24 protein-coding genes and 1 tRNA gene are annotated in these 25,860 nt (G+C 60.8%); 21 read left to right on the top strand and 4 right to left on the bottom strand.

Annotated features, from left to right (window positions below; all coding sequences use genetic code 11):
• Positions 1–76, bottom strand: a tRNA-Arg gene (locus IEX04_RS14340).
• Between the two features lie 152 nt (positions 77–228).
• On the opposite strand from IEX04_RS14340, the gene argS reads away from it, so the two are divergent.
• The 20 genes from argS (at position 229) to IEX04_RS14240 (ending at position 21,823) form a co-directional block, all read left to right on the top strand.
• Positions 229–1,869 (top strand): arginine--tRNA ligase, encoded by a 1,641-nt coding sequence (argS, locus tag IEX04_RS14335; protein ID WP_096256428.1) that lies wholly within the window; start codon positions 229–231, stop codon positions 1,867–1,869.
• A gap of 4 nt (positions 1,870–1,873) precedes the next feature.
• On the top strand, positions 1,874–3,295 hold the full coding sequence (gene lysA / locus IEX04_RS14330) for a diaminopimelate decarboxylase (protein WP_188686570.1): 1,422 nt from the start codon (positions 1,874–1,876) through the stop codon (positions 3,293–3,295).
• Positions 3,296–4,585, top strand: a complete 1,290-nt coding sequence (locus IEX04_RS14325; RefSeq protein WP_188686567.1) for a homoserine dehydrogenase — start codon at positions 3,296–3,298, stop codon at positions 4,583–4,585.
• Between the two features lies 1 nt (position 4,586).
• On the top strand, positions 4,587–5,687 hold the full coding sequence (gene thrC, locus IEX04_RS14320) for a threonine synthase (RefSeq protein ID WP_096256431.1): 1,101 nt from the start codon (positions 4,587–4,589) through the stop codon (positions 5,685–5,687).
• Positions 5,688–5,790: 103 nt separating this feature from the next.
• Complete coding sequence (gene thrB, locus IEX04_RS14315; RefSeq protein ID WP_188686564.1) at positions 5,791–6,723, top strand: homoserine kinase; 933 nt, start codon at positions 5,791–5,793, stop codon at positions 6,721–6,723.
• Between the two features lie 331 nt (positions 6,724–7,054).
• Positions 7,055–9,535 carry a transcription termination factor Rho gene (gene rho / locus IEX04_RS14310; RefSeq protein ID WP_188686561.1) on the top strand — a complete coding sequence of 827 codons (2,481 nt, stop codon included), beginning with the start codon at positions 7,055–7,057 and terminating at the stop codon, positions 9,533–9,535.
• A gap of 148 nt (positions 9,536–9,683) precedes the next feature.
• Positions 9,684–10,760 (top strand): peptide chain release factor 1, encoded by a 1,077-nt coding sequence (gene prfA / locus IEX04_RS14305; protein ID WP_096256434.1) that lies wholly within the window; start codon positions 9,684–9,686, stop codon positions 10,758–10,760.
• Entirely contained in the window at positions 10,723–11,631 is a 909-nt protein-coding gene (gene prmC, locus IEX04_RS14300; RefSeq protein ID WP_096256435.1) for a peptide chain release factor N(5)-glutamine methyltransferase, read from the top strand. Before prfA ends, prmC begins: the two co-directional genes overlap by 38 nt.
• A gap of 30 nt (positions 11,632–11,661) precedes the next feature.
• Positions 11,662–12,348, top strand: a complete 687-nt coding sequence (locus tag IEX04_RS14295; RefSeq protein ID WP_188686558.1) for an L-threonylcarbamoyladenylate synthase — start codon at positions 11,662–11,664, stop codon at positions 12,346–12,348.
• The gene (locus IEX04_RS14290) at positions 12,345–13,463 is read left to right on the top strand and encodes an MraY family glycosyltransferase (RefSeq protein ID WP_096256437.1); all 1,119 of its coding nucleotides are present in this window, start codon (positions 12,345–12,347) and stop codon (positions 13,461–13,463) included. The genes IEX04_RS14295 and IEX04_RS14290 overlap by 4 nt, the downstream gene beginning before the upstream one ends.
• 147 nt (positions 13,464–13,610) lie before the next feature.
• Positions 13,611–14,045 carry a hypothetical protein gene (locus IEX04_RS14285; protein ID WP_188686555.1) on the top strand — a complete coding sequence of 145 codons (435 nt, stop codon included), beginning with the start codon at positions 13,611–13,613 and terminating at the stop codon, positions 14,043–14,045.
• 286 nt (positions 14,046–14,331) lie between these two features.
• Complete coding sequence (atpB, locus tag IEX04_RS14280; protein WP_188686552.1) at positions 14,332–15,123, top strand: F0F1 ATP synthase subunit A; 792 nt, start codon at positions 14,332–14,334, stop codon at positions 15,121–15,123.
• Positions 15,124–15,226: 103 nt separating this feature from the next.
• Complete coding sequence (locus IEX04_RS14275; protein ID WP_096256440.1) at positions 15,227–15,439, top strand: ATP synthase subunit C-like protein; 213 nt, start codon at positions 15,227–15,229, stop codon at positions 15,437–15,439.
• An 82-nt stretch (positions 15,440–15,521) separates the two neighbouring features.
• On the top strand, positions 15,522–16,076 hold the full coding sequence (locus IEX04_RS14270) for a F0F1 ATP synthase subunit B (RefSeq protein ID WP_096256441.1): 555 nt from the start codon (positions 15,522–15,524) through the stop codon (positions 16,074–16,076).
• A complete protein-coding gene (locus IEX04_RS14265; RefSeq protein WP_096256442.1) occupies positions 16,076–16,888 on the top strand; it encodes a F0F1 ATP synthase subunit delta in 813 nt (270 codons plus the stop codon). Before IEX04_RS14270 ends, IEX04_RS14265 begins: the two co-directional genes overlap by 1 nt.
• Positions 16,889–17,020: 132 nt before the next feature.
• Positions 17,021–18,658 carry a F0F1 ATP synthase subunit alpha gene (atpA, locus tag IEX04_RS14260; RefSeq protein ID WP_096256443.1) on the top strand — a complete coding sequence of 546 codons (1,638 nt, stop codon included), beginning with the start codon at positions 17,021–17,023 and terminating at the stop codon, positions 18,656–18,658.
• Between the two features lie 78 nt (positions 18,659–18,736).
• Positions 18,737–19,630: a F0F1 ATP synthase subunit gamma gene (locus IEX04_RS14255; RefSeq protein WP_096256444.1), complete on the top strand. Its 894-nt coding sequence runs from the start codon at positions 18,737–18,739 to the stop codon at positions 19,628–19,630.
• Positions 19,631–19,668: 38 nt separating this feature from the next.
• Positions 19,669–21,114 (top strand): F0F1 ATP synthase subunit beta, encoded by a 1,446-nt coding sequence (gene atpD, locus IEX04_RS14250; RefSeq protein ID WP_188686548.1) that lies wholly within the window; start codon positions 19,669–19,671, stop codon positions 21,112–21,114.
• 2 nt (positions 21,115–21,116) lie between these two features.
• A complete protein-coding gene (locus tag IEX04_RS14245) occupies positions 21,117–21,386 on the top strand; it encodes a F0F1 ATP synthase subunit epsilon (protein ID WP_096256446.1) in 270 nt (89 codons plus the stop codon).
• 8 nt (positions 21,387–21,394) lie between these two features.
• A complete protein-coding gene (locus tag IEX04_RS14240) occupies positions 21,395–21,823 on the top strand; it encodes a DUF2550 domain-containing protein (RefSeq protein ID WP_188686545.1) in 429 nt (142 codons plus the stop codon).
• A gap of 95 nt (positions 21,824–21,918) precedes the next feature.
• Here the strand turns inward: IEX04_RS14240 and IEX04_RS14235 are convergent, their stop codons facing one another.
• Together IEX04_RS14235 and nucS are read right to left on the bottom strand one after the other, a co-directional pair.
• The gene (locus tag IEX04_RS14235; RefSeq protein WP_096256448.1) at positions 21,919–23,127 is read right to left on the bottom strand and encodes an N-acetylglucosamine-6-phosphate deacetylase; all 1,209 of its coding nucleotides are present in this window, start codon (positions 23,125–23,127) and stop codon (positions 21,919–21,921) included.
• Between the two features lie 9 nt (positions 23,128–23,136).
• Positions 23,137–23,832: an endonuclease NucS gene (gene nucS, locus IEX04_RS14230; protein WP_188686543.1), complete on the bottom strand. Its 696-nt coding sequence runs from the start codon at positions 23,830–23,832 to the stop codon at positions 23,137–23,139.
• Between the two features lie 91 nt (positions 23,833–23,923).
• Here nucS and IEX04_RS14225 point away from each other — a divergent pair, with 91 nt between their 5' ends.
• Positions 23,924–24,274: an Rv1322 family protein gene (locus IEX04_RS14225; RefSeq protein ID WP_096256450.1), complete on the top strand. Its 351-nt coding sequence runs from the start codon at positions 23,924–23,926 to the stop codon at positions 24,272–24,274.
• A 30-nt stretch (positions 24,275–24,304) separates the two neighbouring features.
• On the opposite strand, the gene IEX04_RS14220 is transcribed toward IEX04_RS14225, so the two are convergent.
• Entirely contained in the window at positions 24,305–25,708 is a 1,404-nt protein-coding gene (locus tag IEX04_RS14220) for an AI-2E family transporter (RefSeq protein ID WP_229677165.1), read from the bottom strand.
• Positions 25,709–25,860 lie beyond the last annotated feature (152 nt).

Here is a 25,860-nt window from a genome sequence, read left to right as displayed (position 1 = left end):
TGGTGCCCCTGAAAGGAATCGAACCTTCGGCCTTCTGCTCCGGAGGCAGACGCTCTATCCACTGAGCTACAGAGGCGTGTTGCTAAGCAACAGGAAAAATACTATCAGGTGACCGCGGCATCTGCGCAATCCATCCGGGCCGCACGCGGCGGTCAAATGCCTACAGCATCACAAGCGGTTATGTCATGAATGCCTAAGAAGCGCACGAAAAACCGCTATTCTTGTACGGTGACTCCTGAAGAACTCTCCGCTGCCATATCCGCATGCCTTTCGCAGGCCGTAGCCGCCGGCGAAATCGCCGTCGAAGTACCCGACACCGTACGCGTCGAGCGACCCAAAAGCCGTGAGCACGGCGACTGGTCCACGAACATCGCGCTGCAACTGGGCAAGAAGGCGTCCATGGCGCCGCGCGACTTCGCGGCCATGCTGGTGCGACGACTTTCCGAGGTTGAAGGCATCGGCGGCGTAGAGATCGCCGGGCCTGGCTTCCTGAACATCACCCTTGATACCGCCGCGGCCGGCGAGCTGGCGCGCACCATCGTGGAGGCGGGGGAGAACTTCGGCCACAACCAGGCGCTGACCGGTCACGTGGTGAACATGGAATTTGTCTCCGCGAACCCCACCGGACCGCTGCACATCGGCCACACCCGCTGGGCCGCGCTGGGCGATGCGATCGCCCGCGTACTTCGCGCTTCTGGCGCACAGGTCACCAGCGAGTACTACATCAACGACGCCGGCAACCAGATGAACGTGTTCGCGCGTTCGGTCTACAACCGCATGCACGGCCTGCCGGTTCCCGACGGTGGATACCCGGGCGAGTACATCAAGGAGCTGGCGGACATTGTGCTGCGCGAAGCTCCACAGCTTGCCGAGCAGGACGAGAAAACCGCGCTGCCAACACTGCGCGAACTTGCTTACACCGCGCAGCTGGCAGATATTAAGTCCACGCTGGCAGACTTCGGCGTGAACTTCGACGTCTTCTTCTCCGAAAGTGCCTTGCACGATGGCGGGGCGGTGGCCGACGCGGTGGCACGCTTGCGCGCACAGGGCCACATCTTCGATCTGGAGGGCGCGGTCTGGCTGCGCACCACCGACTTCGGCGATGACAAGGACCGCGTGCTGATCCGCGCGAATGGCGAACCAACCTACTTCGCCGCCGACGCCGCGTACTACCTGTCCAAAAAGGATCGTGGCTTCAGCGAAAAAATCTACCTGCTGGGTGCCGATCACCACGGGTATGTGAACCGGCTCAAGGCCATCGCCGCCTGTGCGGGGGATGACAAGGACAAAAATATCGAGGTGCTGATCGGACAATTGATCAGCGTTAATGGTGCAAAGCTGTCCAAGCGTGCCGGCAACATCATCGAGCTGCGCGATCTGATCAACTGGATCGGTGCCGACGCGTTGCGTTATTCGCTGGCGCGCTACCCGGCCGATTCGCCGATCGCACTGGACCCGGAACAGCTGAAGAAGAACACCAACGACAACCCGGTCTTCTACGTGCAGTACGCTCACGCACGCTCCTTCGGCGCCTCGGCCAACGCGCAGGCCAAGGGTGTGACCCGCGCATCCTTCGACGCCTCGCTGCTCACCGATCCGAGCGAAAACGAATTGTTGGCGGTGCTCGGCCAGTTCCCTTCGGTGGTTGCCGGCGCCGCGCAATCACGCGAACCACACCGCATCGCCCGCTACCTCGAACAGGTCGCCGGCGCGTACCACTCCTGGTATGCCGCCACCCGCGTCACCCCGCTGGGGGACGAGCCGGTGCAAGAAGTACACCACACCCGGTTGTGGCTCAACGACGCGACCACCCAGGTTTTGGCCAACGGACTGTCACTGCTGGGCGTCTCCGCGCCCGAGAGGATGTAATTTTATGACCGCTTCACCGCTGGCTCCGGCCTGGCTCTCTTTCCCGACCGACGTCAACGCCCTGCGCGAGATCCAGTGGGCCGCCGGGGTTTCCCGGGATCCCGCCGGTGAGCTTTCGGTGCAGGGGCTGGGCGTGAGCGCCCTCGCCAAGGAATTTGGGACGCCGCTGTTTGTCATGGACGAGGATGACTTCGCCGCGCGCGCCCGGGGTTTTAAGACCGCGTTCGACGCAGCGTTTAAGCAGCTGTGCGGGGGCGTCGACGTGTACTACGCCGGCAAGGCGTTTTTGTGCACCTCCGTGGCCCGCACCGTGATCAACCAGGGCTTGCGCCTGGACACCTGTTCGGGTGGCGAACTTGCCGTGGCCGCGGCCGCCGGGGTGCCGGGGGCCAAGCTCTCGCTGCACGGCAACAACAAGTCGGTCGCTGAAATCACCCGGGCGCTGAACATGGGTGTGGGGCGCATCGTGATCGACTCGCTCGATGAATTAGAACGCGTGATTCTGATCGCCACCGAACTTGGGGTGAGCGCACCGGTGATGCTGCGGCTGACCCCCGGGGTGCACGCCTCCACCCATGAGGCGATCGCCACCGCGCACGAGGACCAGAAGTTCGGGCTCTCCATCCAGCCCGGCGCCACCGGTACCTCGCCGGCCATGCAGGCGATCGCCCGCGCCATCGAAGCCCCTGCCATCAGCCTGCTCGGTTTGCACGCGCATATTGGCTCACAAATTTTTGAGTCCGACGGTTTTGCGATCGTCGCCCGCACGATGCTGGGCATTGTGGCCCAGGTGCGTGAAATCCATTCGGTGAGCCTGCCCGAGCTGGACTTAGGCGGCGGTTATGGCATCGCCTACACCGAGGCGGACACCCCCTCCACCCCGACGATCCTTGCCGGGCAGATGGCCGAGGTGGTCGCGCAAACCTGTCAGGAACTCGCGCTGGATTGCCCGCGCATCTCGATCGAACCGGGACGTGCGATCGCAGGCCCCTCGACCTTCACCCTGTACGAGGTGGGCGTGCGCAAGGACGTCAACGTCGAGGATGGTTCCGGGTCCACAAGCCCGCGGCGCTATGTGTCGGTGGACGGCGGGATGAGCGACAACGCCCGCCCGGTGCTCTACGACGCGGATTATTCCGCGGTGCTGGCCAACCGTATGACGCAAAACGACGCGATTATTTCTCGCGTAGTTGGGAAACACTGCGAGTCAGGTGACATAGTCGTGAAAGACGTTTACCTGCCCGACGACGTAGCCGCCCAAGATTTGCTGGCGGTTCCGGGCACCGGAGCCTATTGCTGGGCGCTGTCTAGCAACTACAACTATCTGACCCGTCCGGCGGTAGTTGCGGTGGCCGACGGCGCAGCCCGTTTGATCGTGCGCAGGGAAACTGAATCCGATTTGTTGGCCCGTGACATGGGAGTTTAAGTGAGCGGTGAAAAAAGCCTGAAGGTCGCACTACTAGGTTGCGGCACGGTGGGTGCCCAGGTGGCACGAATCCTGATCGAGGACGGTGGCGCGCTGGCGGCCCGCAGCGGCGCCAGCTTGGAATTGACCGGGATTGCCGTGCGCAACCTGGAAGCCAAGCGTGATGTGCAGCTCGACGCGAAGCTCTTCACGCTCGACGCCGAGGCGCTGATCGATTCCGCCGACGTGGTCATCGAACTGCTCGGCGGGATGGAACCGGCCGGGGCGTATATCGAACGTGCGCTGGCCCGCGGGGCGAGCGTGATCACCGGTAATAAGGCGTTGATCGCCGCCCGCGGTGCCGCGCTCAACGCCGTGGCCGCGTCCACCGGCGCGCAGCTACGCTACGAGGCAGCGGTGGCCGGCGCAATTCCGATCCTGCGTCCGATCGCCGATTCGCTGGCCGGAGACCACATTAACAAGGTCATGGGCATCGTCAACGGCACCACAAACTTCATCCTCGACGCGATGGATTCCACCGGTGCGGCCTTTGACGACGTGCTCGCCGAAGCTCAGGCGCTGGGTTATGCCGAGGCCGATCCCACCGCCGACGTGGGCGGGCTCGACGCCGCCGCGAAGGCAGCAATCCTCGCCTCGCTGGCCTTCCACACCACCGTCTCCTCGGATCAGGTGCACACCGAAGGCATCACCGAGGTGTCGGCCGCCGACGTTACTGCTGCCGCCGCCGCCGGATATGTGATCAAACTTCTGGCGATCGCGGAAAAGCTTGAGGCGGGCATTTCCGTGCGCGTGTACCCGTCGCTGATCAAAAGGGATCACCCGCTGGCCTCCGTACGCGGCGCGTTCAACGCGGTGTTTGTGGAGGCAGAAAATGCTGGCGACCTGATGTTCTATGGCGCCGGCGCCGGGGGAAACCCGACCGCCAGCGCGGTTATGGGCGATGTTGTTGCGGTGGCCCGTCAGCTCTCTGCCGGGGCCCCGCTGCCTCATGGTTCGGCTGATAGCGCGGCGCAGTTGATCGATTTCTCCGCGATCAGCACCCGCTACTGGATCGGTTTGACCGTTTTTGACGAGCCCGGGGTGCTCGCCCGGATCGCTGCGATCTTTGGCGAACATGGGGTATCGATCGAATCCATGAACCAGCAGGCTGCGCTCGGCGACGGTCCGGCCGCGCTGCGCATCCTCACCCACCGGGGCACCGAAGCTGCTCTGGCCTCCACCGTCGCCGCGCTCAAGGCGCTGGACGCGGTGGACACCGTTCTATCCGTAATGCGAGTTGAAGGAAACTAACATGGCTCATCAGTGGCGTGGAGTCATCCGCGAATATGCCGACCGTCTGCCGGTCGATGAGAACACCCAAGTGGTGACGCTGGGCGAAGGTGGCACCCCGTTAGTCTTCGCCCCGGCGCTTTCGCAGCTCACCGGTTGCCAGGTGTACCTCAAGGTTGAGGGGATGAACCCCACCGGGTCGTTCAAGGACCGTGGGATGACGATGGCGATGACCGCCGCGGTGGCCGCCGGCGCGAAGGCTGTCGTCTGCGCTTCCACCGGTAACACCTCGGCCTCCGCCGCCGCCTACGCCACCCAGGCCGGGCTCAAATGTGCGGTGCTGGTCCCGGAGGGCAAAATCTCCATGGGAAAAATGTCCCAGGCGATCGCCCACGGTGCGGACATCATCCAGATCGACGGCAACTTTGATAACTGCCTGGACGTCGCGCGCAAGCTCAGCGAAAGCTACCCGGTGTTCCTGGTGAACTCGGTGAACCCGGCGCGCATCGAAGGCCAGAAGACCGGCGCCTTTGAGGTGGTCGACTTTTTGGGTGACGCGCCGGATTACCACGTGCTTCCGGTGGGTAACGCCGGCAATATCACCGCCTACTGGAAGGGCTACAAGGAGTACGCCGCTCCCTACACCAACCAGGCCGGGCAGGTGCTCGACGCGGTGTCCAGCAAGACCCCGATCATGTGGGGCTTCCAGGCTGCCGGGGCCGCCCCGATCGTGCTAGGTCACCCGGTCACCGAGCCGGACACCATCGCTACCGCCATTCGCATCGGCAACCCGGCTTCCTGGGAACAGGCAGAGGCGGCGCGTGATGAATCCGGCGGACTGATCGACTCGGTCACCGACGAAGAGATCCTTGCCGCACACCGCTGGCTCTCGGCGCGTGAAGGCGTGTTTGTGGAACCTGGTTCCGCCGCCGGGGTGGCAGGTCTGATCAAGCACCAGGCCGCCGGCAACGTACCGACCGGCAAGAAGATCGTCATCACGGTCACCGGCCACGGCCTGAAGGACCCGAACTGGGCCCTGCAGAATCCCGACGGCAGCACCGTAGAACCCACCAAGGTCGGCTTCGACGTGGTGGAAGTTGCCACCGCATTGGGCCTGTCCTAACCATGAAGTTCCGGCCCGCCGGGTCCTTAAAAAGGGCGCGGCGGGCCGAGTACGACCACCGGCATTTTCTCCCAAGCGCTAGCGCGCGAACCTCGAAGGAATCATGACGCAGCAGATCGCCCTGGGCCAGCAGATCATCGTGGCCCCACCGGCCACCAGCGCAAACCTCGGACCGGGTTTTGACTCGCTAGGTCTGGCCCTGGAATACCGCGACCGGCTTACCATCCGCACCGCGCAGCACAGCCGCGTCACGCTGCTCGGCGAGGGCGCGGACACCCTCCCAACCGATGAGTCGCACCTGATCATCGCACAGATCCATAATTACTGGAAGGCGCGCGGTTTTGCGCCGGTGGGCATCGAACTGCACGCGGAGAACAACATCGCTCACGCCCGCGGTATGGGATCCTCCGCCGCGGCCATCGTCGCCGCCTTTGCCGCCGCCGACGCGCTGCTACCGGCGTCAGCCCAAGGTGGGATTGACGCGATTTTCCAAGCTGCCGCCGCCTGGGAAGGACACCCGGATAATGTGGCGCCGGCGGTGTTCGGGGGATTGAGCATTTCCACGACCAACGCCGATGGAAGCTTTAGCTCCGTGCAGGTTCCGCTGCACCCTGCGGTGCGCGCGGTGCTCGCGGTGCCATCTAACGGATTGTCTACCGAGGCCGCGCGCGGGGTGTTGCCCGCCCAGATCGAACATGCAAGGGCCGCCGCAAACTCCGCCAGCGCCGCCTTGCTGATTCACGCGCTGAGTAACGACCCGGCCGTGCTTTTGGCCGGTACCCGTGACTACCTGCACCAGGATTACCGGGCGGTGGCGATGCCGCAAAGCGCGGCGTTGCTCGCGGCTTTGCGCGAAAATTCCTTGGCCGCGGTGATTTCTGGTGCCGGGCCGACGGTGCTGACCTTGGTCGCCGACGAGGCCGGCGTGCAGGCCGCACGCGCGGTCATCGAGTCCTTCGCCACAGATTCTTCGGTGCAATGGGATATCAAAGTGCCTGCGTTGGCATCGAACGGTGTTACAGTAGAAGTGCTGTAACACTCAAGGCAGACCGGATTGCTAAGCGCACTGCGCTGTAGCGAATCCACTTGGCCAGTGTTGACCGGAGGAAACGCGGGTTCCGCAATTCTCTTCGTCCAGCCCTTCCGGATCTTTTCTGCAGTTCACAGCACCCTTGATACCCCTTTTTTGTGCACGCTTGTGCCCGGAGGTATCTACCCATTAAGTCCAGCGTTCGCCTCAGGCATTCTATGTGCCGTGAGCGGCTTGGACGGTGTCACAACCACTGTTTACCGGCGGTGGCACCTCATATAAACGGCACAGTGGGTCTGTTTGAACCAGCCCATCCTACGAGTCAGAAGGAACTTTCGTGACCGAAACCACAAGCCTCAACGAAGGCGTGGACACCAAGACTTCCGAAACCAAGAGCGCCGGCCTGGCCTCTTTGAAGATGACCCAGCTCCAGCAGCTGGCCTCCCAGCTCGGCATCACCGGCGGCTCGCGCATGCGCAAAGCCGACCTGGTGAAGTCCATTGGCGATCATCAGCGTGGCGGCTCCATTGCCGCGAAGGACGCAGCTAAGGAATCGGCTAAAACCGCTTCGGCACCTGCCACCCAGCAGACCGAAACCGCACAGGCTCCGGCGAAGTCCGAGACCAAGGCACCGGCCAAGGCCACCCGCGGTCGTCGGGCACCGAAGGCAGCCGAAGCGCCAGCAGCAACCGAAAACGTTGCCGTGACCGAAGCCCCAGCCCCAGCCGCGCAGCAGGCCGAAAAGCCTGTGCGCGCTCGTCGCACCTCGCGCCGCGTGACCGATTCGGGCAAGATCAACGCTCCGGCATCGGCCGAAAACACCGAAGCTGCCCAGGCGTCACAGGCACCGCAGACCGAGCAAGCGCCACAGGCTGACGCAGAGCCGGTTCGCGCTACCCGTCAGCGTCGTAATTCACGCGCCAAGGTTGAGCAGCCAGAAACCAGCGAAAACACCGGCTCTGAGGCGCAAGCACCAGCTGAGCAGGCTACTTCGAACGGTGCTGCCGAGACCGAGCAGTCCGGTGAGGCACGCGATGAGCGTCGCGAACGTGGCAACCGTCGCGATCGCAACTCGAACCGTCGTGAACGTAATAACGACCGCAACAACGATCGCAATGCTGATCGTAGTGCTGAGCGTAACGACGAGCAGGGCGGCCAGGATTCCGAGGATCGTTCCAACGATCGCAATGATCGCAACGATCGCCGTGAGCGTTCCAACGAGCGTCGTGAGCGTAACAACGACCGCAACAACGATCGTAATAACGACCGTAATGCTGAGCGTAACGATGAGCAGGGCGGCCAGGATTCCGAGGACCGCTCCAACGATCGCAACGATCGCCGTGAGCGCTCCAACGAGCGTCGTGAGCGAAACAACGATCGTAATGAGCGCAACGAGCGAAACAACGATCGTAATGACCGCAACGAGCGTACCAACGATCGTAACGATGAGCAGGGCGGCCAGGATTCCGAGGACCGCTCCAACGATCGCAACGACCGTAATGCAGAGCGCACCGAGCGTAACCGCAACCGTCGCGAACGCAACCGCAACGACCGTAATGATCGCGGGGACCGTAACGATCGCAACGATCGTAATGATCGCAACGATCGTAATGACCGGAACAACCGCAACCGCCGCAACCGCCGCGATGACCTGGACGAGCCACAGCTGAGCGAAGACGATGTCTTGCTGCCGGTGGCAGGCATCCTGGACGTGCTGGAGAACTACGCGTTCGTCCGCACCTCCGGCTACCTGCCAGGTACCAACGACATCTACGTGACCCTGGGCCAGGTGAAGAAGTACAACCTGCGCAAGGGCGATGCGATCGTCGGCGCCGTGCGTGCTCCGCGTGATGGCGAGACCCCGAACCCACGCCAGAAGTTCAACGCGCTGGTGCAGTTGACCTCGGTGAACGGCAAAAAGCCTGAAGACAATATGGAACGCGTCGAGTTCAACAAGCTCGTTCCGCTGTACCCGACCGAGCGCCTGCGCCTGGAAACCGATCCGAAGCTGGTCGGTCCTCGTGTGATCGACCTGGTGGCTCCGATCGGTAAGGGCCAGCGTGGTCTGATCGTGTCGCCTCCAAAGGCCGGTAAGACGATGATCTTGCAGGCTATCGCGAACGCGATCACCGTCAACAACCCAGAGGTGCACCTGATGATGGTGCTCGTGGACGAACGTCCCGAGGAAGTCACCGACATGCAGCGCACCGTCAAGGGTGAGGTTATTGCCTCCACCTTCGACCGTCCGGCCGATGACCACACCACCGTCGCGGAGCTCGCCATCGAGCGTGCCAAGCGCCTGGTGGAAATGGGCATGGACGTCGTGGTCCTGCTGGACTCGATGACCCGCCTGGGCCGTGCCTACAACCTGGCAGCCCCTGCCTCCGGACGTATCCTGTCCGGTGGTGTGGATTCGGCCGCGCTGTACCCACCGAAGCGTTTCTTCGGTGCCGCACGTAATATCGAAAACGGTGGCTCGCTGACCATCTTGGCTACCGCACTGGTGGAGACCGGGTCCAAGATGGACGAGGTCATCTTCGAGGAGTTCAAGGGCACCGGCAACATGGAGCTGCGCCTCTCGCGTAAGCTCGCCGACAAGCGCATCTTCCCAGCGGTCGACGTCAACGAGTCGAGCACCCGCCGTGAAGAGCAGCTGATGAGCGCCGAAGAGGTGCGCATCATGTGGCGTCTGCGCCGGATGCTCTCGGGCATCGAACCACAGCAGGCACTGGAAGTACTCACCGGAAAGATCCGCGAGACCGGATCGAACGCTGAATTCTTGATGTTGGTCAACAAGACCACCCCCACCAAGGATTAGCACCGCTGACCGCCATGGCGTTCAGGCAGTTGGCATTCACGCCGACCGCCTGGACGCCATCGGCGCGTCACACCACTTAGACTTTGACTTAGAGTCCGCGACACACGATCCGTGAGCCGGGCACCGCAGAACAGGAAGAACAGCGATTATGTTTGAATCCGTCAAGACGCTACTTCAGGAGCACGCCGCGATTCAGGCGGAGCTCTCAGACCCAGCGGTTTACGCCGACCAGGCTAAGGCCCGCAAGCTCGGCCGGCGCTCGGCGCAGCTCAACGGTATCGTCGACGCATATAACCGCTGGAAGTCGGCGACCGAAGATCTGGAAACCGCCCAGGAAATGGCCGACGAGGACCCGGATTTCGCCGAGGAAGTCGCGAGCCTGCAGGTCACCTTGCCGGAGCTGGAAGAAAAGCTTCGCCGGCTGCTGATCCCACGCGACCCCAACGACGCACGCGACGTGATTCTAGAGGTCAAGGGTGGCGAAGGCGGCGACGAGGCGGCGCTGTTCGCCGCAGACCTGCTGCGCATGTACACCCGTTTCGCCGAGCACAAGGGCTGGAAGGTGGAGATGATCTCCTTCAACGAGTCCGATCTGGGCGGCTACAAGGACGCCCAGGTGGCGATCAAGGGCAAGTCGAATGATCCGGCCGAAGGCGTCTACGCGCAGCTGAAGTTCGAGGGCGGCGTGCACCGCGTGCAGCGCGTGCCGCAGACCGAGTCCCAGGGCCGCATCCACACCTCGGCCGCCGGCGTGCTGGTGCTGCCCGAGGTGGACGAGCCCGAAGAGGTCGACATCCACGCGAACGATCTGAAGGTCGACGTGTACCGTTCCTCGGGCCCCGGCGGGCAGTCCGTGAACACCACCGACTCCGCGGTGCGCCTAACCCACTTGCCTACCGGCATCGTGGTGGCCATGCAGAACGAAAAGTCGCAGATCCAGAACCGTGAAGCCGCGATGCGTGTGCTTCGTTCGCGTTTGCTGGCCCACCAGCAGGCCATCATCGACGAAGAGAACTCGGCCGTGCGTGCCAGCCAGATCCGCACCATGGACCGTTCCGAGCGCATCCGCACCTACAACTACCCGGAAAACCGCATCGCCGATCACCGCACCGGGTACAAGGCGTACAACCTTGACGCGGTGATGGACGGCGAATTGGCGCCGGTGATCGAATCCTGCATCCAGATGGATGAAGAAGAGCGCCTGGCAGCGCTGGGCGAGCAGTAAGCGCCAGCGGATTCTTGTGGAGCAACTGAATACCGCCCGGCGCACCGCCGCCGCGCAACTTAGCGAAGCGGCGGTTCCCTCGCCGGGTGTTGATGCGGACCTGTTACTGAGTTTTGTGACCGGCGATAGCCGTGCGGAGCTCAAACTGCGCGAACTGCGCGGGGAGAGCCTCACCGAGGGGCAGTACGCACAATATCTGGACCTTGTGAATCGGCGTGCGCAGCGTATTCCGTTGCAACACCTGACCGGTGAAGCGTATTTTCGCTACCTGACGCTGAAAGTTGGCCCCGGGGTCTTCTCTCCGCGTCCGGAAACCGAAACCGTGGTGCAGGTCGGACTGGACTTCCTCGGCGATGTACAAGGTTCACGCTGTGTAGATTTGTGTTCGGGCTCCGGGGCGATCGCCGCGGCGTTGGCCACGGAACTTAGATCAGCACAGGTGTGGGCGGTGGAACTATCCGACGAGGCCATTAGCTACACCCGCGCAAATTGTGAGCCCTATGGGGTCACCGTGCTTCATCAGGACGCCTCGGCGCTACCGCCGCAGCTGCACGGCAGCATCGACCTGGTGATCTCCAACCCGCCCTACATTCCGCCTCATGCGGTGCCACGCGAACAAGAAGTGCGCGAGCATGACCCGCAGATGGCGCTCTACGGTTTGGGCGAGGACGGGCTGCAGATCCCGCGCTTAGTTTCCGCGGAAGCCAAACGCCTGCTGCGCGGCGGGGGACTCTACGTGATGGAACACGCCGAGGTGCAAGCCGCAAGCGCCGCGGCCATGCTGATCGAACTCGGATTCACACAGGTTACCGGACACCTTGACCTCAGTGGTCGTCCGCGAGCCACCAGCGCGCTGGCCCCGCTGACCTAATAACCGTTCAACGCATGAAAGAATAAACCCGTGAGCACAACATACTTGGTTAGCACCGAAGCGCAGCGCGAGGCAGCGATCGCCGCAGCAAAAGCCACCTTAGGTGAGAAGCGTTGCATCGTGCTGCCCACCGATACCGTGTACGGGATCGGCGCCGACGCGTTCAGCCCTCAGGGGGTAGCGATGCTGATGGCGGCCAAGGGGCGCTCACGAAATATGCCACCTCCGGTGCTGATCGCACAGGTCGCCACCATGGATGGGTTGGCCCGCGACATCCCCGATGACGCGCGCAAACTTGCCGACGCTTTCTGGCCCGGTGCGCTGACCCTGATCCTGCCCGCTCAGCCCTCGCTGACCTGGGATCTGGGGGAGACCCGCGGCACCGTCGCGCTGCGTGTACCCAACGATGAAACCGCGCTAGAACTTTTGCGCGCCACCGGACCGCTGGCGGTCTCCTCGGCAAACCGCACCGGTCAGCCGGCTGCCACCACCGTAGAAGAGGCCATCGCCCAGTTGGGTGACAGCGTTGAGGTGTACCTCGACGGCGGCTCGCGTGCCACCGACGAGGCGGAAAGCACCTTGCCCTCGACCATCGTCGATGCCACCGGGGACACCCTGGTGGTGGTGCGCGCGGGAGCGATCAACATCGACGAGCTGCGTGTGGTAGTGCCCAATATTCTCCCCGCGAAGCCTGACACGCCGAATCAGGACGCATGAGAAGCTACGTCGTACTGATCGCGTTTAGCTTCGCGACCGCATTTTTGCTCACCCCGATGATTCGTTCGGTGGGAGAACGCTTTATCCGCGGACAACTGGTGCGCGAACGCGACCAACACCAGGCACCGATCGTCAAATTTGGTGGCCTGGGCATCATGATCGCCTTCGGCGCGGGACTCTGGCTGGCCAGCCAACTGAGTTTCTTCTCCGGGGTCTTTGAGAACTCGGACCCGCTGCGTGGAGTCGGGATCGCGCTGATCCTGATCGCCGTGCTCGGCCTCTGGGACGATGTCGGAGATCTGCGCTGGTACTATAAGGCCGCCGGCCAGGTGGTGATCGGCATCGTGATCGCCGCGCATGGGCTAGTGATCCGATCCTTGCCGGTAGGTACCTGGCGAATCGAAGAACCGTGGGTGCAAGGCGCCCTCACGGTCTTTCTGGTCGTGCTGACAATGAACGCGATCAACTTCTCCGACGGGCTCGACGGACTCGCCGCCGGGCTCGCAGCCATCGGCGCTGCCACCTTCTTTATCTACTCCTACATCCTGGCTACCCATGTAAGCGCCGATGACTACGCCAATGTCGGCGCGCTTCTTTGCGCATTGTTACTCGGCGCTTGTTTGGGATTCTTGCCACATAATTTTAACCCCGCGAATATCTTCATGGGGGAGACCGGGGTGCTCACCATCGGGCTGATTCTCTCGGTCTCTGCAATTGCCGTCACCGGAGACGTGCAGGGGCTGGACGCGCACCGCTTCCGCAACGTGCCGGCCTATATGCCGATGGTCTTGCCGATGGTGATCGTCTTCTTGCCGGTGCTCGATCTGAGCCTGTCGGTGGTGCGCCGGCTACTCAACAAGCGCTCACCGTTCTCACCTGACTCCAAGCACATTCACCACCGGATGCTCTCCCAAGGCCACTCAGTGCGCAAAAGTGTGGTGTTGCTCTATGTTTGGGCCGCTTTGGTTGCTGCCACGGTGGTTTTGATCGCGTTCATCCCGCTTGCGGTGTTGATCCCAATCATTGTAATTCTGGTCATTGGCGCCGCTTTGCTGACCTGGTGGCCGTTGGTCTCGGTTCGTTTTGTGAATCTGCGAAGAAGGCTTGACAAGTAATTCCCAAGCAATCAGTTTCTATCTCGTGTAGAATTCATTACGGATCATCTCCCAAGTAGTTTTATACTGCGCGGGGGTAATGAGTTTCATCAGCATTATTCGGTTGCAGATAGATCTTTGACAGCGAACTAGAGGGAGAGTGCGGCCATGAATTCACATTCGGCTCGCGTTGTCGTCTCTGCCGCTCCGAAATCCATCTGGCTACCAATTCTTGGTATCTCCATGCTGTACTCGTTGATCGCAGCGGCCGCATTTTTCCTGATTTCGTGGTTGTTTGCAGATTTGCGATATGCACTGTCCGGGGCTTTAGCTTCCGGCTTAGTGATCGGCTTTTTCGCCGTCAGCATTTTGATTGCTGAGGCCGCCGGACGATTCCGCAGCGCGTGGGCCATGCCCGCGTTTCTGGGAACTTTCGTTATCAAGGTATTTGGTATTGCCTTCTTGCTGTTGAACCTGGGATTGCCTGACTGGGTCAATCGACAGGGATTCGTGCTTGCAGCTGCAGTCAGCCTCGTTGCCTGGCAGACCGGTGAGATTCGTGCCTTTATGAAGACACGTCTTGCCATCTACAACGAAGCATAGACATAGTGCCACCAGTCTTTAGGTCTGGGGCGAGCTGTGAGTTTGATAAGCTTACTACGGGTCATTTTTGGTGGGTTGCTTAACGGTGATCGGCCGTCTATGACTGGCATCCTTGGGGCAACCTGAGGATGGCACTTCATCAGCGTCGATGCGTTTCGCAAAAACTCCGATGTAACCCGTTTGATTTTTTCTTCACACGGTGAGAGGCAGTTACCGCCAGTCACCGCCTTTTGCCCGTGACCGTTACTGCAGAGAGGACAGCGCGTTGTTCGCGTTTGCGCTCCCAATGGCCTCAGAAGAAGGCGGATTTATTCCGCCATCCGTATCCGATACTCACCTCCCGGACATTTTCCCGTGGTTCGCTGAGTACGGAACCGGTTTCGGCAAGCAGATGTTCATGATCGTGCTTTCGATCGTGCTCATTACTTGGTTCTTCACCGCGGCCATCAAGAACCCGAAGCTGGTTCCAAGCAAGACGCAGTACCTCGCCGAGTCCGGCTACGCTTTCGTGCGTAACGGAATTGGCCGCGACATCATTGGTGAGAAGAACTTCCGTCCTTGGATTCCTCTGCTGTTCGCGACCTTCTTCTTCGTCCTGCTGAATAACCTCTTCGGAGCAATCCCATTCCTGCAGATTCCATCGTTCTCACACGCTGGTTCTGCATATGCGATGGCCATCATCATCTACGGCACCTGGATTGCCGTAGGTTTGAAAAACCATGGTATTCGCTACTTCAAATTGGCAGTTGTTCCGTCCGGTGTTCCGGGCTGGATCATGCCACTGATGATTCCTTTGGAAATCATCTCTAACTTCATCGTCCGCCCGATGACGCACTCATTGCGTTTGATGGCAACGATGCTGTCCGGTCACATCATCGTGATGCTGGCTGCTGCCGGCGCTCGTCACCTGATTGTTGTTCAGGATTCCTTGGCTATGAATGGTCTTGGCGTCTTGGTCATCCTCGGATCGGTCGCAATGTACTTCCTGGAACTTCTGATCATGGTCCTGCAGGCCTTTGTTTTCACCCTGCTGACCGCGATCTACCTCCAGGGTGCAATTGAAGCCGACGCCCACTAAGGCCAACACTTCTTCCACCCACTAAAGATCTTCCTTGAATCGCTCAAGGAATACCTCACAACCTACCGGCAAAAGCCCGGTATCTTGAAAGGAACATAATCACATGTTGCATGGCTCCCTGAATATGATCGGCTACGGCCTGGCTGCAATTGGTTCGGCTATCGGCGTTGGCATGATCTTCGCTGCTTACATCAATGGTGTTGCACGTCAGCCAGAAGCACAGCGCATCCTGCAGCCAATCGCAATGCTTGGCTTCGCACTTGCTGAAGCACTTGCAATTTTGGGCTTGGTCTTCGCCTTCGTCGTCGGCGCCTAGTCTTTTCGCAACTTGTAGTGGCCTCGCCACTATCGCGAGGCGTACACACAAAGCGGAAACTAGTAGATAAGGAATAGTGAGAATGAACAGCACTGATTTCATCCTCGCTGCGAGCGAATCGGTTAACCCGTTGTTGCCGAACCCGTGGGAGATTCTCGTCACGGGCGTTGGTTTCGCGGTCCTTCTGTTCATCGTCATCAAGGTAATTGCTCCGAAGTTCGAGCAGTCCTATGAAGATCGCGTCACCGCGATCGAAGGTGGCCTGGAGAAGGCTGAAGCAGCGCAGAAAGAAGCAGAAGAGACCTTGGCACTGTACAAGGCTCAGCTTCTCGAAGCCCGCACGGAAGCCAACCGCATCCGTGAGGAAGCTCGTAGCGAAGGCGCTCAGATCCTTGCAGATCTGAAGACCAAAGCAACCGATGAGGCTACTCGTATCACCGAGCAGTCGCACCGTCAGATTGAGGCAGAGCGCGTTGCTGCTCTGACTTCGCTCCGCACCGACGTGGGCGTATTGGCTACCGAGCTTGCAAGCAAGGTAGTTGACGAAGCTCTCAAGGACGACGCCCGTGCACAGCGCGTGGTTGATCAGTTCCTGACCGATTTAGAAGCTCAGCAGAACGCAGGTGCATCGAACTAATGGCAAGTGTATCGAGCGAGTCACTAGCAAAGGCTTTGGAGTTTTTAGAACCCAAGCTGGCACAGGCATCTATTGATCTGCCAAAGGAACTGTTCGCGGTCCTGGAAGTACTGGATGCAAATGCCGGTCTTCGCCGCGCAATGACTGATCCAGCCCGTGAAGTTGCCGATAAGGCAGGCCTTCTGGCACAGCTTTTGCGCGGAAAGGTTTCGGCTGATGCCGAGGCTACCGTTGCGCAGTTGGCTTCCACCCGCTGGAGCTCGGAACGCGACATTAGCGATGCGCTCGAAACGCTGGCAGTTACCGCGGTCTCCGCGGTAGCCGAGCAGCAGGACGGCGTTAATGGGCTGAACAAGCTGGAGCAGGATCTGTTCTCCTTCATCGAGGTAGTTCGTGCTAACCACGAGCTGCAGCGTGCGTTGGATGATGCTCAGGCCCCAGACGAGGCTAAGCGTGCACTGGCGCTCAAGCTCGTGCCTAACGCGTCGCAGACCGCGCAGGTTTTGATCTCCCAGGCTGTTTCAAACCCTCGCGGTTTGAAGCCAGCAGCTTTGGTTGCACGTTTTGTTGAGCTCGTGGCCAAGCGCCAGCAGCGTTGGATCGCTTCGGTGACCAGCACTGTGCAGCTCTCTGAGGCTCAGCTATCGCGTCTGGAGACCAGCCTGAACAAGCTTTACGGTCGTCAGCTTAAGCTCAATGCCACCACCGACCCATCGCTGGTCGGTGGACTGGTGGTCAAGGTTGGCGACGAAGTTGTCGACGCTTCCGTGGCATCACGCGTGGCCGACTTGCGCCGCGCCCTGGCTAGCTAGGTCTCATTGGAACCGGGAGTAATCCCGAATCCAATGTCCTAGCTACCAGGACCACAACAGACTTCATTCACATTCGATTCGTATCTTTTCTTTTCAGACACGAGTCACAATTTAGGAGAGCAGGGACTGCAGATGGCCGATTTGACCATCAATGCCAACGACGTCCGTAATGCCCTAAACGAGTTCGCATCTTCCTACGAACCGGGTAAGGCAGAGCGTACCGAGGTGGGACGCGTCGTCGCCGCGAGCGACGGCATCGCCAAGGTGGAAGGTCTTCCTTCCGTCATGGCCAACGAATTGCTGAAATTCGCTGATGGCACCCTGGGCCTAGCCCAGAACCTTGACACCCGCGAAATCGGTGTTGTTGTGCTTGGTGACTTCACCGGCATCGAAGCTGGCCAGAAGGTCGAGCGCACCGGCGAGATCCTTTCGGTTCCAGTCGGCGACGGCTACTTGGGCCGCGTGGTTGACCCACTGGGTGAGCCAATGGATAACCTGGGCCCAATTGAAGCCGAAGGACGTCGTGCCTTGGAGCTTCAGGCACCAGGTGTCACTCAGCGTAAGAGCGTGCACGAGCCAATGCAGACCGGTCTGAAGGCTATCGACGCCATGATCCCGATCGGCCGTGGCCAGCGTCAGCTGATCATTGGTGACCGCCAGACCGGTAAGACCGCTATTGCGGTTGACACCATTCTGAACCAGCGCGCCAACTGGGCAACCGGAGACGAAACCAAGCAGGTTCGCTGCATCTACGTGGCTATCGGACAGAAGGCATCGACTATCGCTGCCGTTCGTCAGACCCTCGCAGATAAGGGTGCACTGGAATACACCACGATCGTGGCGTCCCCAGCATCTGACCCAGCAGGCTTCAAGTACCTGGCACCTTACGCAGGCTCGGCCATCGGCCAGCACTGGATGTACGGTGGCAAGCACGTTCTGATCGTCTTTGATGATCTGTCCAAGCAGGCTGAAGCTTACCGTGCGGTATCGCTGTTGCTGCGCCGTCCACCAGGACGCGAAGCTTACCCAGGCGACGTCTTCTACCTACACTCCCGTCTGCTTGAGCGTTGTGCCAAGCTTTCGGACGAGCTCGGTGCAGGTTCGATGACTGGTCTGCCAATCATCGAAACCAAGGCTAACGACGTAGGCGCGTTCATCCCGACCAACGTTATCTCGATTACCGATGGTCAGATCTTCTTGCAGTCGGACCTGTTCAACGCTAACCAGCGTCCAGCCGTCGATGTGGGCATCTCGGTGTCCCGCGTGGGTGGTTCGGCACAGGTCAAGGCCATGAAGAAGGTTTCCGGTACTTTGAAGCTTGAATTGGCTCAGTACCGCGACATGGCTGCCTTCGCGATGTTCGCCTCGGACCTGGATGCTGCTTCCAAGCAGCAGCTGACCCGTGGTGCACGTCTGATGGAGCTGCTCAAGCAGGGTCAGTACACCCCGTACCCGGTTGAAGATCAGGTCGTTTCGATCTGGTCGGGCACCAACGGTTACCTCGACGATGTCCCAGTGGAAGATGTGCAGCGTTTCGAAGCTGAATTCATCGACTACCTGCGTCACCGCACCGAGGTACTGAACGTGATCGGCCAGACCGGCAAGCTGGAGAACGAGACTCTGGAAGCCATGAAGACTGCGGTTGTAGACTTCAAGGCCGGATTCTTCGGTGACGGTGATGACCAGCTGGTCGCCGCCGGACACGAAGAGCACGACGCTCTCGATGCCGAGTCCGTTGACCAGGAAAAGATCGTCAAGCAGAAGCGCTGACAATTTCCTTCACGTTTTGGGGTGCGGCGTCGCTAGCGGCGCCACACCCCGAACGTAGGGAATAAGGAAAGGACACACATGGGAGCCCAGATTCGGGTCTACCGCCAGAAGATCGGATCGACTAAGTCGATGGCCAAGATCTTCAAGGCGATGGAACTGATTGCTGCATCCCGCATTGGTAAGGCACGTACGCGTGTTTCGGCTTCATTGCCGTATGCCAATGCGATTACCCGTGCAGTAACCGCCGTCGCGTCCCAGGCCGATGTCGAACACCCACTGACCACCGAGCCTGCACAGGTTCGACGGGCAGCCGTTTTGGTGATGACTTCGGACCGAGGACTTGCCGGGTCCTACTCCGCCAGCGTTCTGAAGCAGGCTGAGCACCTCGTGGAACTCCTGCGTGAGGATGGTAAGGAAGTCAAGACCTATTTGGTCGGCCGCAAGGCTCAGGCTTACTTCGATTTCCGTTCACGCGGATATGAGCGAGTGTGGACCGGGGATACCGATTCTCCGCGTTTCGAAACCGCACGCGAGCTGCGCGATATCCTCCTAGAGGATTTCGCCACCGACTACGAGCAGGGTGGCGTGGACGAAATCCACGTCGTATACACCCAGTTCAAGTCGATGGTTACGCAGGAACCGACGGTCATCCGTCTGTTGCCGTTGGAGGTTGTCGAGGATGATTCCGAGACTCCAACCGACGAGCTTTTGCCACTGTACGAGTTTGAGCCATCGCCGGAAGAAGTGCTGGACGCACTGCTTCCGCGATACATCGATTCTCGATTGTTCAATGCCCAGCTGCAGTCCGCAGCCTCGGAGCTTGCTGCACGTCAGCGCGCGATGAAGGCTGCAGGCGACAACGCCGGCGAACTGATCAAGAAGTTCACGCGATTGCTTAACAACGCCCGTCAGGCTGAAATCACCCAGGAGCTTTCGGAAATTATTGCCGGCGCAGACGCGCTGGACAGCTAAATTTCCGTTTCTCTCCGACCAGATAAGAAGTGAGAAAGATGACTGCCCAAATCAACGAGCAGGTTACCGCAGGGCCCACCGGCCGTATTGCCCGCGTGATTGGCCCGGTCGTGGACGTCGAGTTCCCTGCCGATGCACTGCCTTCAATCTACAACGCACTCACCGCAGAGCTAACCCTCAACGGTGTAACCAAAACTATTACCTTCGAAACCAGCCAGCACCTCGGTGAGGGCCTGGTCCGTGCGGTATCGCTTCAGGCCACTGACGGCCTGGTTCGCGGTGCCCAGGTGAAGGACACCGGCGCTTCGATCTCCGTCCCAGTAGGCGACGGAGTCAAGGGCCACATCTTCAACGTATTGGGCGATGCCCTAGACGTTGATAACTCGGAGATTCAGGTCACCGAGCGCTGGCCAATCCACCGCCCAGCACCGAAGTTCGCGGACCTTGAGGGTTCGACCGAGATGATGGAAACTGGCATCAAATCGATCGACCTTCTCACCCCTTACATCAAGGGTGGCAAGATTGGTCTGTTCGGCGGCGCAGGCGTGGGTAAGACCGTGCTGATCCAGGAAATGATCACCCGTGTTGCACGTAACTTCGGTGGTACTTCGGTATTCGCCGGTGTGGGCGAGCGCACCCGTGAAGGTAACGACCTCTGGGTCGAAATGGAAGAAGCCAACGTTCTGAAGGACACCGCCTTGGTGTTCGGCCAGATGGATGAGCCACCTGGAACTCGTTTGCGCGTGGCACTGTCGGCACTGACCATGGCGGAATACTTCCGCGATGTGCAGAACCAGGACGTGCTGCTGTTCATCGACAACATCTTCCGCTTCACCCAGGCCGGTTCCGAGGTGTCGACCCTGTTGGGCCGCATGCCTTCGGCCGTGGGTTACCAGCCGAACTTGGCCGATGAAATGGGTCTGCTGCAGGAACGCATCACCTCGACGAAGGGCCGCTCGATCACCTCGATGCAGGCAGTCTACGTCCCGGCCGATGACTACACCGACCCGGCTCCAGCAGCAACCTTCGCTCACTTGGATGCAACCACCGAGTTGTCGCGTGAAATCGCCTCGCGTGGTCTGTACCCAGCGATCGATCCGCTGACCTCGACCTCGCGCATCCTGGATCCGCAGTACATCGGACAGGATCACTACGATACCGCCATCCGTGTGAAGGCGATTCTGCAGAAGAACAAGGAACTTCAGGACATCATCGCGATCCTGGGTATCGACGAACTGGGCGAAGAAGACAAGATTGTTGTCGCCCGTGCACGTCGTATGCAGCAGTTCCTCTCGCAGAACACCTACACCGCGAAGCAGTTCACCGGTGTTGAGGGTTCGACCGTGGACATCAAGGACACCATCGAAGGCTTCAAGGCCATCGCCGATGGCGAATTGGACCACATTGCAGAGCAGGCGTTCTTCAACATCGGCGGTCTTGACGACGTCGAGCGCCAGTGGGCCGAAATCCAGAAGGCCAGCTAATTATGGCTGAGCTTCAGGTAGAAATCGTTGCGGCGGATCACTTCGTGTGGTCCGGCGCTGCGAAGCTGGTCAAGGCACGGTCGGTTGACGGCGAGATCGGCGTTTTGCCCGGTCACGTTCCGATGCTTTCGGTGCTTGCCTCTGGGGATCTGGAAATCGCTCCAGTTTCCGAAGCTCGCTTCACGGTGCAGATCGACGGAGGATTCTTCTCAGTCGATTCGGACCGCGTAGTGATCGTCGCCGATAACGCTGTGATTGGTACCGCAGCGTAGGCGAACCATTGATTGAGATAACCGCACCAGTTCTGCTCGCACTGCTCGTTTTGACGTGCATCGTGCTGTTCTTCGGGGCCATGGCCGTGCGCCGCATTCAACTGCGGCGCACGCTGGGCACCTTCGACGCCTCCATCCTCACGCCGAAAGGCCGGTGGATGATGGTGATCGCCCGCTACGGCGGGGGACATGTGGATCTGTTGCGGTTTTTCTCTGTCTCCCCGGTGCCGCGTTTTGTACTGCAGCGCCGCGGACTAGACCTCAATGGTTGGCGCCGGCCAACGGCGAACGAAGCGATGCTAATTCCCCCGGGATTTATCATCGTGCAACTGGTACAGGCCGGCGAAGATCGGGAACTGGCCATGGATTACCGTGACTACACCGGTTTTTCCGCCTGGCTTGAAGCCGGGCCGATCGCCGGTAGCTGGCAAATCTAAGTTTTTCTGCGGGGCCCACCCGCAGCACGAATCCCGCCGCATGGCACCTATTAGGTGTTATGCGACGGGATTTTTTGCGTGGGGGTAATTTTGTTTTAGAGTACCTGGCCGTTGCGGATGACCTGGTGCAGCTCCAGCTGGGCGTCGAGTACCACCACATCGGCGCAGAAACCGTAATGCAGCGAGCCTACCTCGTCGGCCAGGCCGATCAGCGAGGCGGGGATGGAGGTCGCGGACTCGACCGCGCGGGTGAGCGCGATACCGGCGCTGACCGTACAGCGCAACACCTCAAGTAGCGTGGCGGTGCCCCCGGCCAGCGAACCGTCGGCAAGGCGGGCTTGGCCGTCGCTGACGGTGACCTTGGCCGGGCCTAAGGTGTACTGCCCGTCGGAAAGTCCGGTAGCGGACATCGAATCGCTGACCAGCACCACACGGTGGCCACCGATGAGGTTAAACACCAATCGCACGGTCTCCGGGGACAGGTGGACATCGTCGGCGATCAATTCGAGGTAGGCGTTGCCTCGCGCGGCTTCTTCCAGGCAGGCGGCTACCGGACCCGGCTCACGGTGATGCAGCGAGGGCATGCCGTTAAACAGGTGGGTGACGGTCGGCTTTTCGGTGAAGCCATCCACGCCGGCGTTTTGAAGCTGTTCGCGGGCGAACTGTAGTGAGGTGGCGGTGACCTGCGCACTGGCGTTGGTATGGCCCAGTGAGGGCACCACACCGAGTGCGACTAGCTGTTCGATGAGCTCCTCGCTGCCAGGGCGTTCGGGTGCGTAGGTCATCGTGCGCAGCTGGCCACGACTGGCGGAGATCAACTCGTCGATAAATTCTGGATCCGGATCGCGCAGGAATCGTGGGTCTTGGGCGCCGCAGCGGGCCTCGGAGAGGAACGGACCTTCGGCGTGGATGCCGGCGATCTTTCCGGCCTCGGCGAATTCGGCAAGGATTTCCGCGGCGCGCAGCATTTCTGCCGGTTCGGCGGTGACCAATGAGGCCAGCAACGTGGTGGTGCCTGCGCGGTGCAGGTAGTCCAGGGCGTCGGAGACCTGTCCGTGTTCCGGGTTAGCGAAGTCCGCGCCCAGCGCCCCGTGGTTGTGCAGGTCGATGAGCCCGGGGATCAGGATGGAACCGAGTGGCACCGGGTGCTCGGGGAATTGGTCGGCGTCGGACTGGGTGAGCCAGTCATCGCGGCTACCGGCAAAACGGATGCGATCGTCCTCGATGGCCAATGCGCCATCGCTGATTTTCTGCCCGTCGGAGATGAGCGTGGCGAAGATGGCGTAACGCGAAGCGGTATTCATGTACCTAGCTTAGAAGAGTCTGCCCGAAGAGTCATCGATTCCGCGCATTGCATCGTAATCTAGGGTCAGGCAGCGGATTCCGCGGTCCTCGGCCAAGGTGCGCGCCTGTGGTTTGATCTGCTGGGCGGCGAAGACTCCGGTGACCGGCTTGAGCAGCGGGTCGCGGTTGAGCAGTTCTAGGTACCGGGTGAGTTGTTCCACCCCGTCGATGTCGCCGCGGCGTTTAAGCTCCACGGCCACCGCGGCGCCCGAAGCATCGCGGGCCAGGATGTCTACCGGGCCGATCGCGGTCATATATTCGCGGCGTACCAGCCGGTGCCCGGTGCCCAAAAGTTCGATCTGTTCGGCCAGCAGGCGTTGCAGATCGGCCTCCACACCATCTTTGATCAGCCCCGGGTCGGTCCCCAACTCGTGGGCCGAATCGTGTTCGATGGAGTGGAAGTAAATGGTCAGATTGTCATCGGTCTTCGCGCTGGAGACGTTCCAGACGCTGAGCGCGCCAAGTGCGGCGGCGTCCTCATCGGGACTCGCCTCACGTAATACCAGCGGCGGATTCATCCAGTTCAGCGGCTTGTAACTGCCGCCGTCGGAGTGGATCAACACCGAACCATCGGCCTTGACCATAATCAGCCGGGTAGCTAGGGGGAGGTGGGCTCGAAGACGGCCCTCGTAATCTACTGAACACTTTGCAACCACTAAACGCACGCGATCAAGCCTACCGCTAAGCCGGCGAGGTTTGCGACCCGATCTGCGCGCAGTTCGTCTGCGAGGCCGGCGATACGGCATGATTAAAGGCATGCCACGCTCGAACCGTCCACGCCGCTCCAGCGGACCCGCCGCAAAATCCAGGTCGCGATCCGCGGGGCCAACCCGTGATCAGGGCGCGGAAGATGACTGGATGCAGCGCGCCCGCTACGGGGTGGCAAAGTTGCAAGATGCTCCCGATGGGCAGTGGCATGTGCGCAAGGTTTCCCCGCTGAACGCGCAAAAAACCTATACCTGCCCGGGCTGTCATCGGCCGATTACCCCCGGGGTGGCTCACCTGGTGACCTGGCGGGCCGATCATTGGTCCGGTGATGAGGCGGCGGCCGGAAACCGTCGGCATTGGCATCCGAACTGCTGGGAATCGCGCTCCTACCGGTACTGAGATGTGCCCGGTGTGCGCACGGATCGGACATTAAAGGCGGTCTTGGCGGGCGATGAACACCTCACGCAGCAAAATCATGGCGCTGGCGGCGACCGGAATGGCCATCAGCGCGCCGGTGATGCCCACCAGTGTGCCGCCGGCGATTACCGAGATCACCGCGACCGCGCCGGGGACCGCGACCGCCTTGTTCATAATGCGCGGGGAGATGAAGTACGCCTCGACCTGGAGGTAACCGAAGTAGCAGATCGCGTAGATCAGCGCAGTTTGCCAGCCTAGGGTGAGCGTGACCAGGGTGACCAAGACCCCGGCGATCACCGCTCCGACCAGCGGAATGAAGGCGAGCATCGCGACCAATAAGGTCAGCAAGGCCGCAAAGGGGACCTTCAGCAGTGTCATCAAAATAAGCGCGACCAGGGCGTTGAGCACCGCGACGCTGGCCTGACCCATCACATAATTACCCACCGAGCGGGTGATGCGCGTGATGATCTGATCGGCGCGGTTGCGCTTGGAACGCGGGACCAGGCGCAGCGAGAAAGACATCATGCCCGGCAGCGAGGCGAGGAAGTAGATCGCCAACACCAGCACGATCAGCACCCCGAACATCGACTGCGCGACGGTCTGCGACACGCCCAAGACGCCACCGAATACATTGGTGACCGCGCCGGAATCGCCAAAGAAGCGTTCCACCTCGGTATTAATGCGCGACGAGACCGCGTATTGCGCGTCGATTTGCTTGACCCAGGCACTGTTTAAGAAGTTATCCACGATCTCCGGGGCGCGGGAGATGAATTGGGTGATCTGCGCGATCAGGGTAGGAATGATCAGCGCCATGAAGCCGCCAAAAATTGCGAGCAGGCCCACCATTGTGCTGGTCACCGCCAGCGGACGGTTCAGCCCGCGGCGCATCAGGAAGCGCACCACCGGGTCGAGGCCCAGTGCGATGAACAGCGCGATCGAAATCCAGGTGATCAGCGAGCCGACATTTGTCAGCAGGTAGTAGCCGGCCAGCGCGATGCCGACGCCGATGGTGCCAAGAAATCCCATGGAGATCGGGTGTAACGCTGGGATCGGCTGGGGAGTATCGGTTTCGCTCTCGGGTAGTTCATCAAGTGCACCGGGGTGGTTCGGGGCTTTGAACAGTGAGTTGACCGTGCGCGAGAGCCGACGCGCCCAGCGGGTAGTGGCAGAACGACTCTCGGCGGGATCTTCGGGATCTGCCTCGGCTGCGGGCCGCGGTGATGAGCCGTGGGAATGCGCGCCGGTGGCCGGGGATGTGTGAGGTGAGCCGGGCGCCGGGCCGCTAGCTTTGGGGATTGGCGGCTGCCCGGAGGGTGTGGCGGACTGTGTGGGGTGTGCCGGTTCGCTGGCCGGGCTTTGTGCGGCGTGGTGCTTTGCCGCATCGCCGCGCTGATCGGGCGACTGATTACTGTCCATGGCACTGAGCATACCGCTCGGCGAGCGTGACAAAGTGCTCTATGACACCCCGACATGTGCATTTGAGGCAGTTCACAGTCTGTTCTCGGAACCATTGGGGCTAAGGACTCGTTAGACTTGTGAAAGAACAGCTGTGACCGTTGGCGAATAGG

The sequence above is a fragment of the Glutamicibacter ardleyensis genome (assembly GCF_014644555.1).
GTDB lineage: Bacteria > Actinomycetota > Actinomycetes > Actinomycetales > Micrococcaceae > Glutamicibacter > Glutamicibacter bergerei.
Note: the sequence above shows the minus strand (reverse complement) of the source record. Positions and strands in the feature narration are given on the sequence as shown.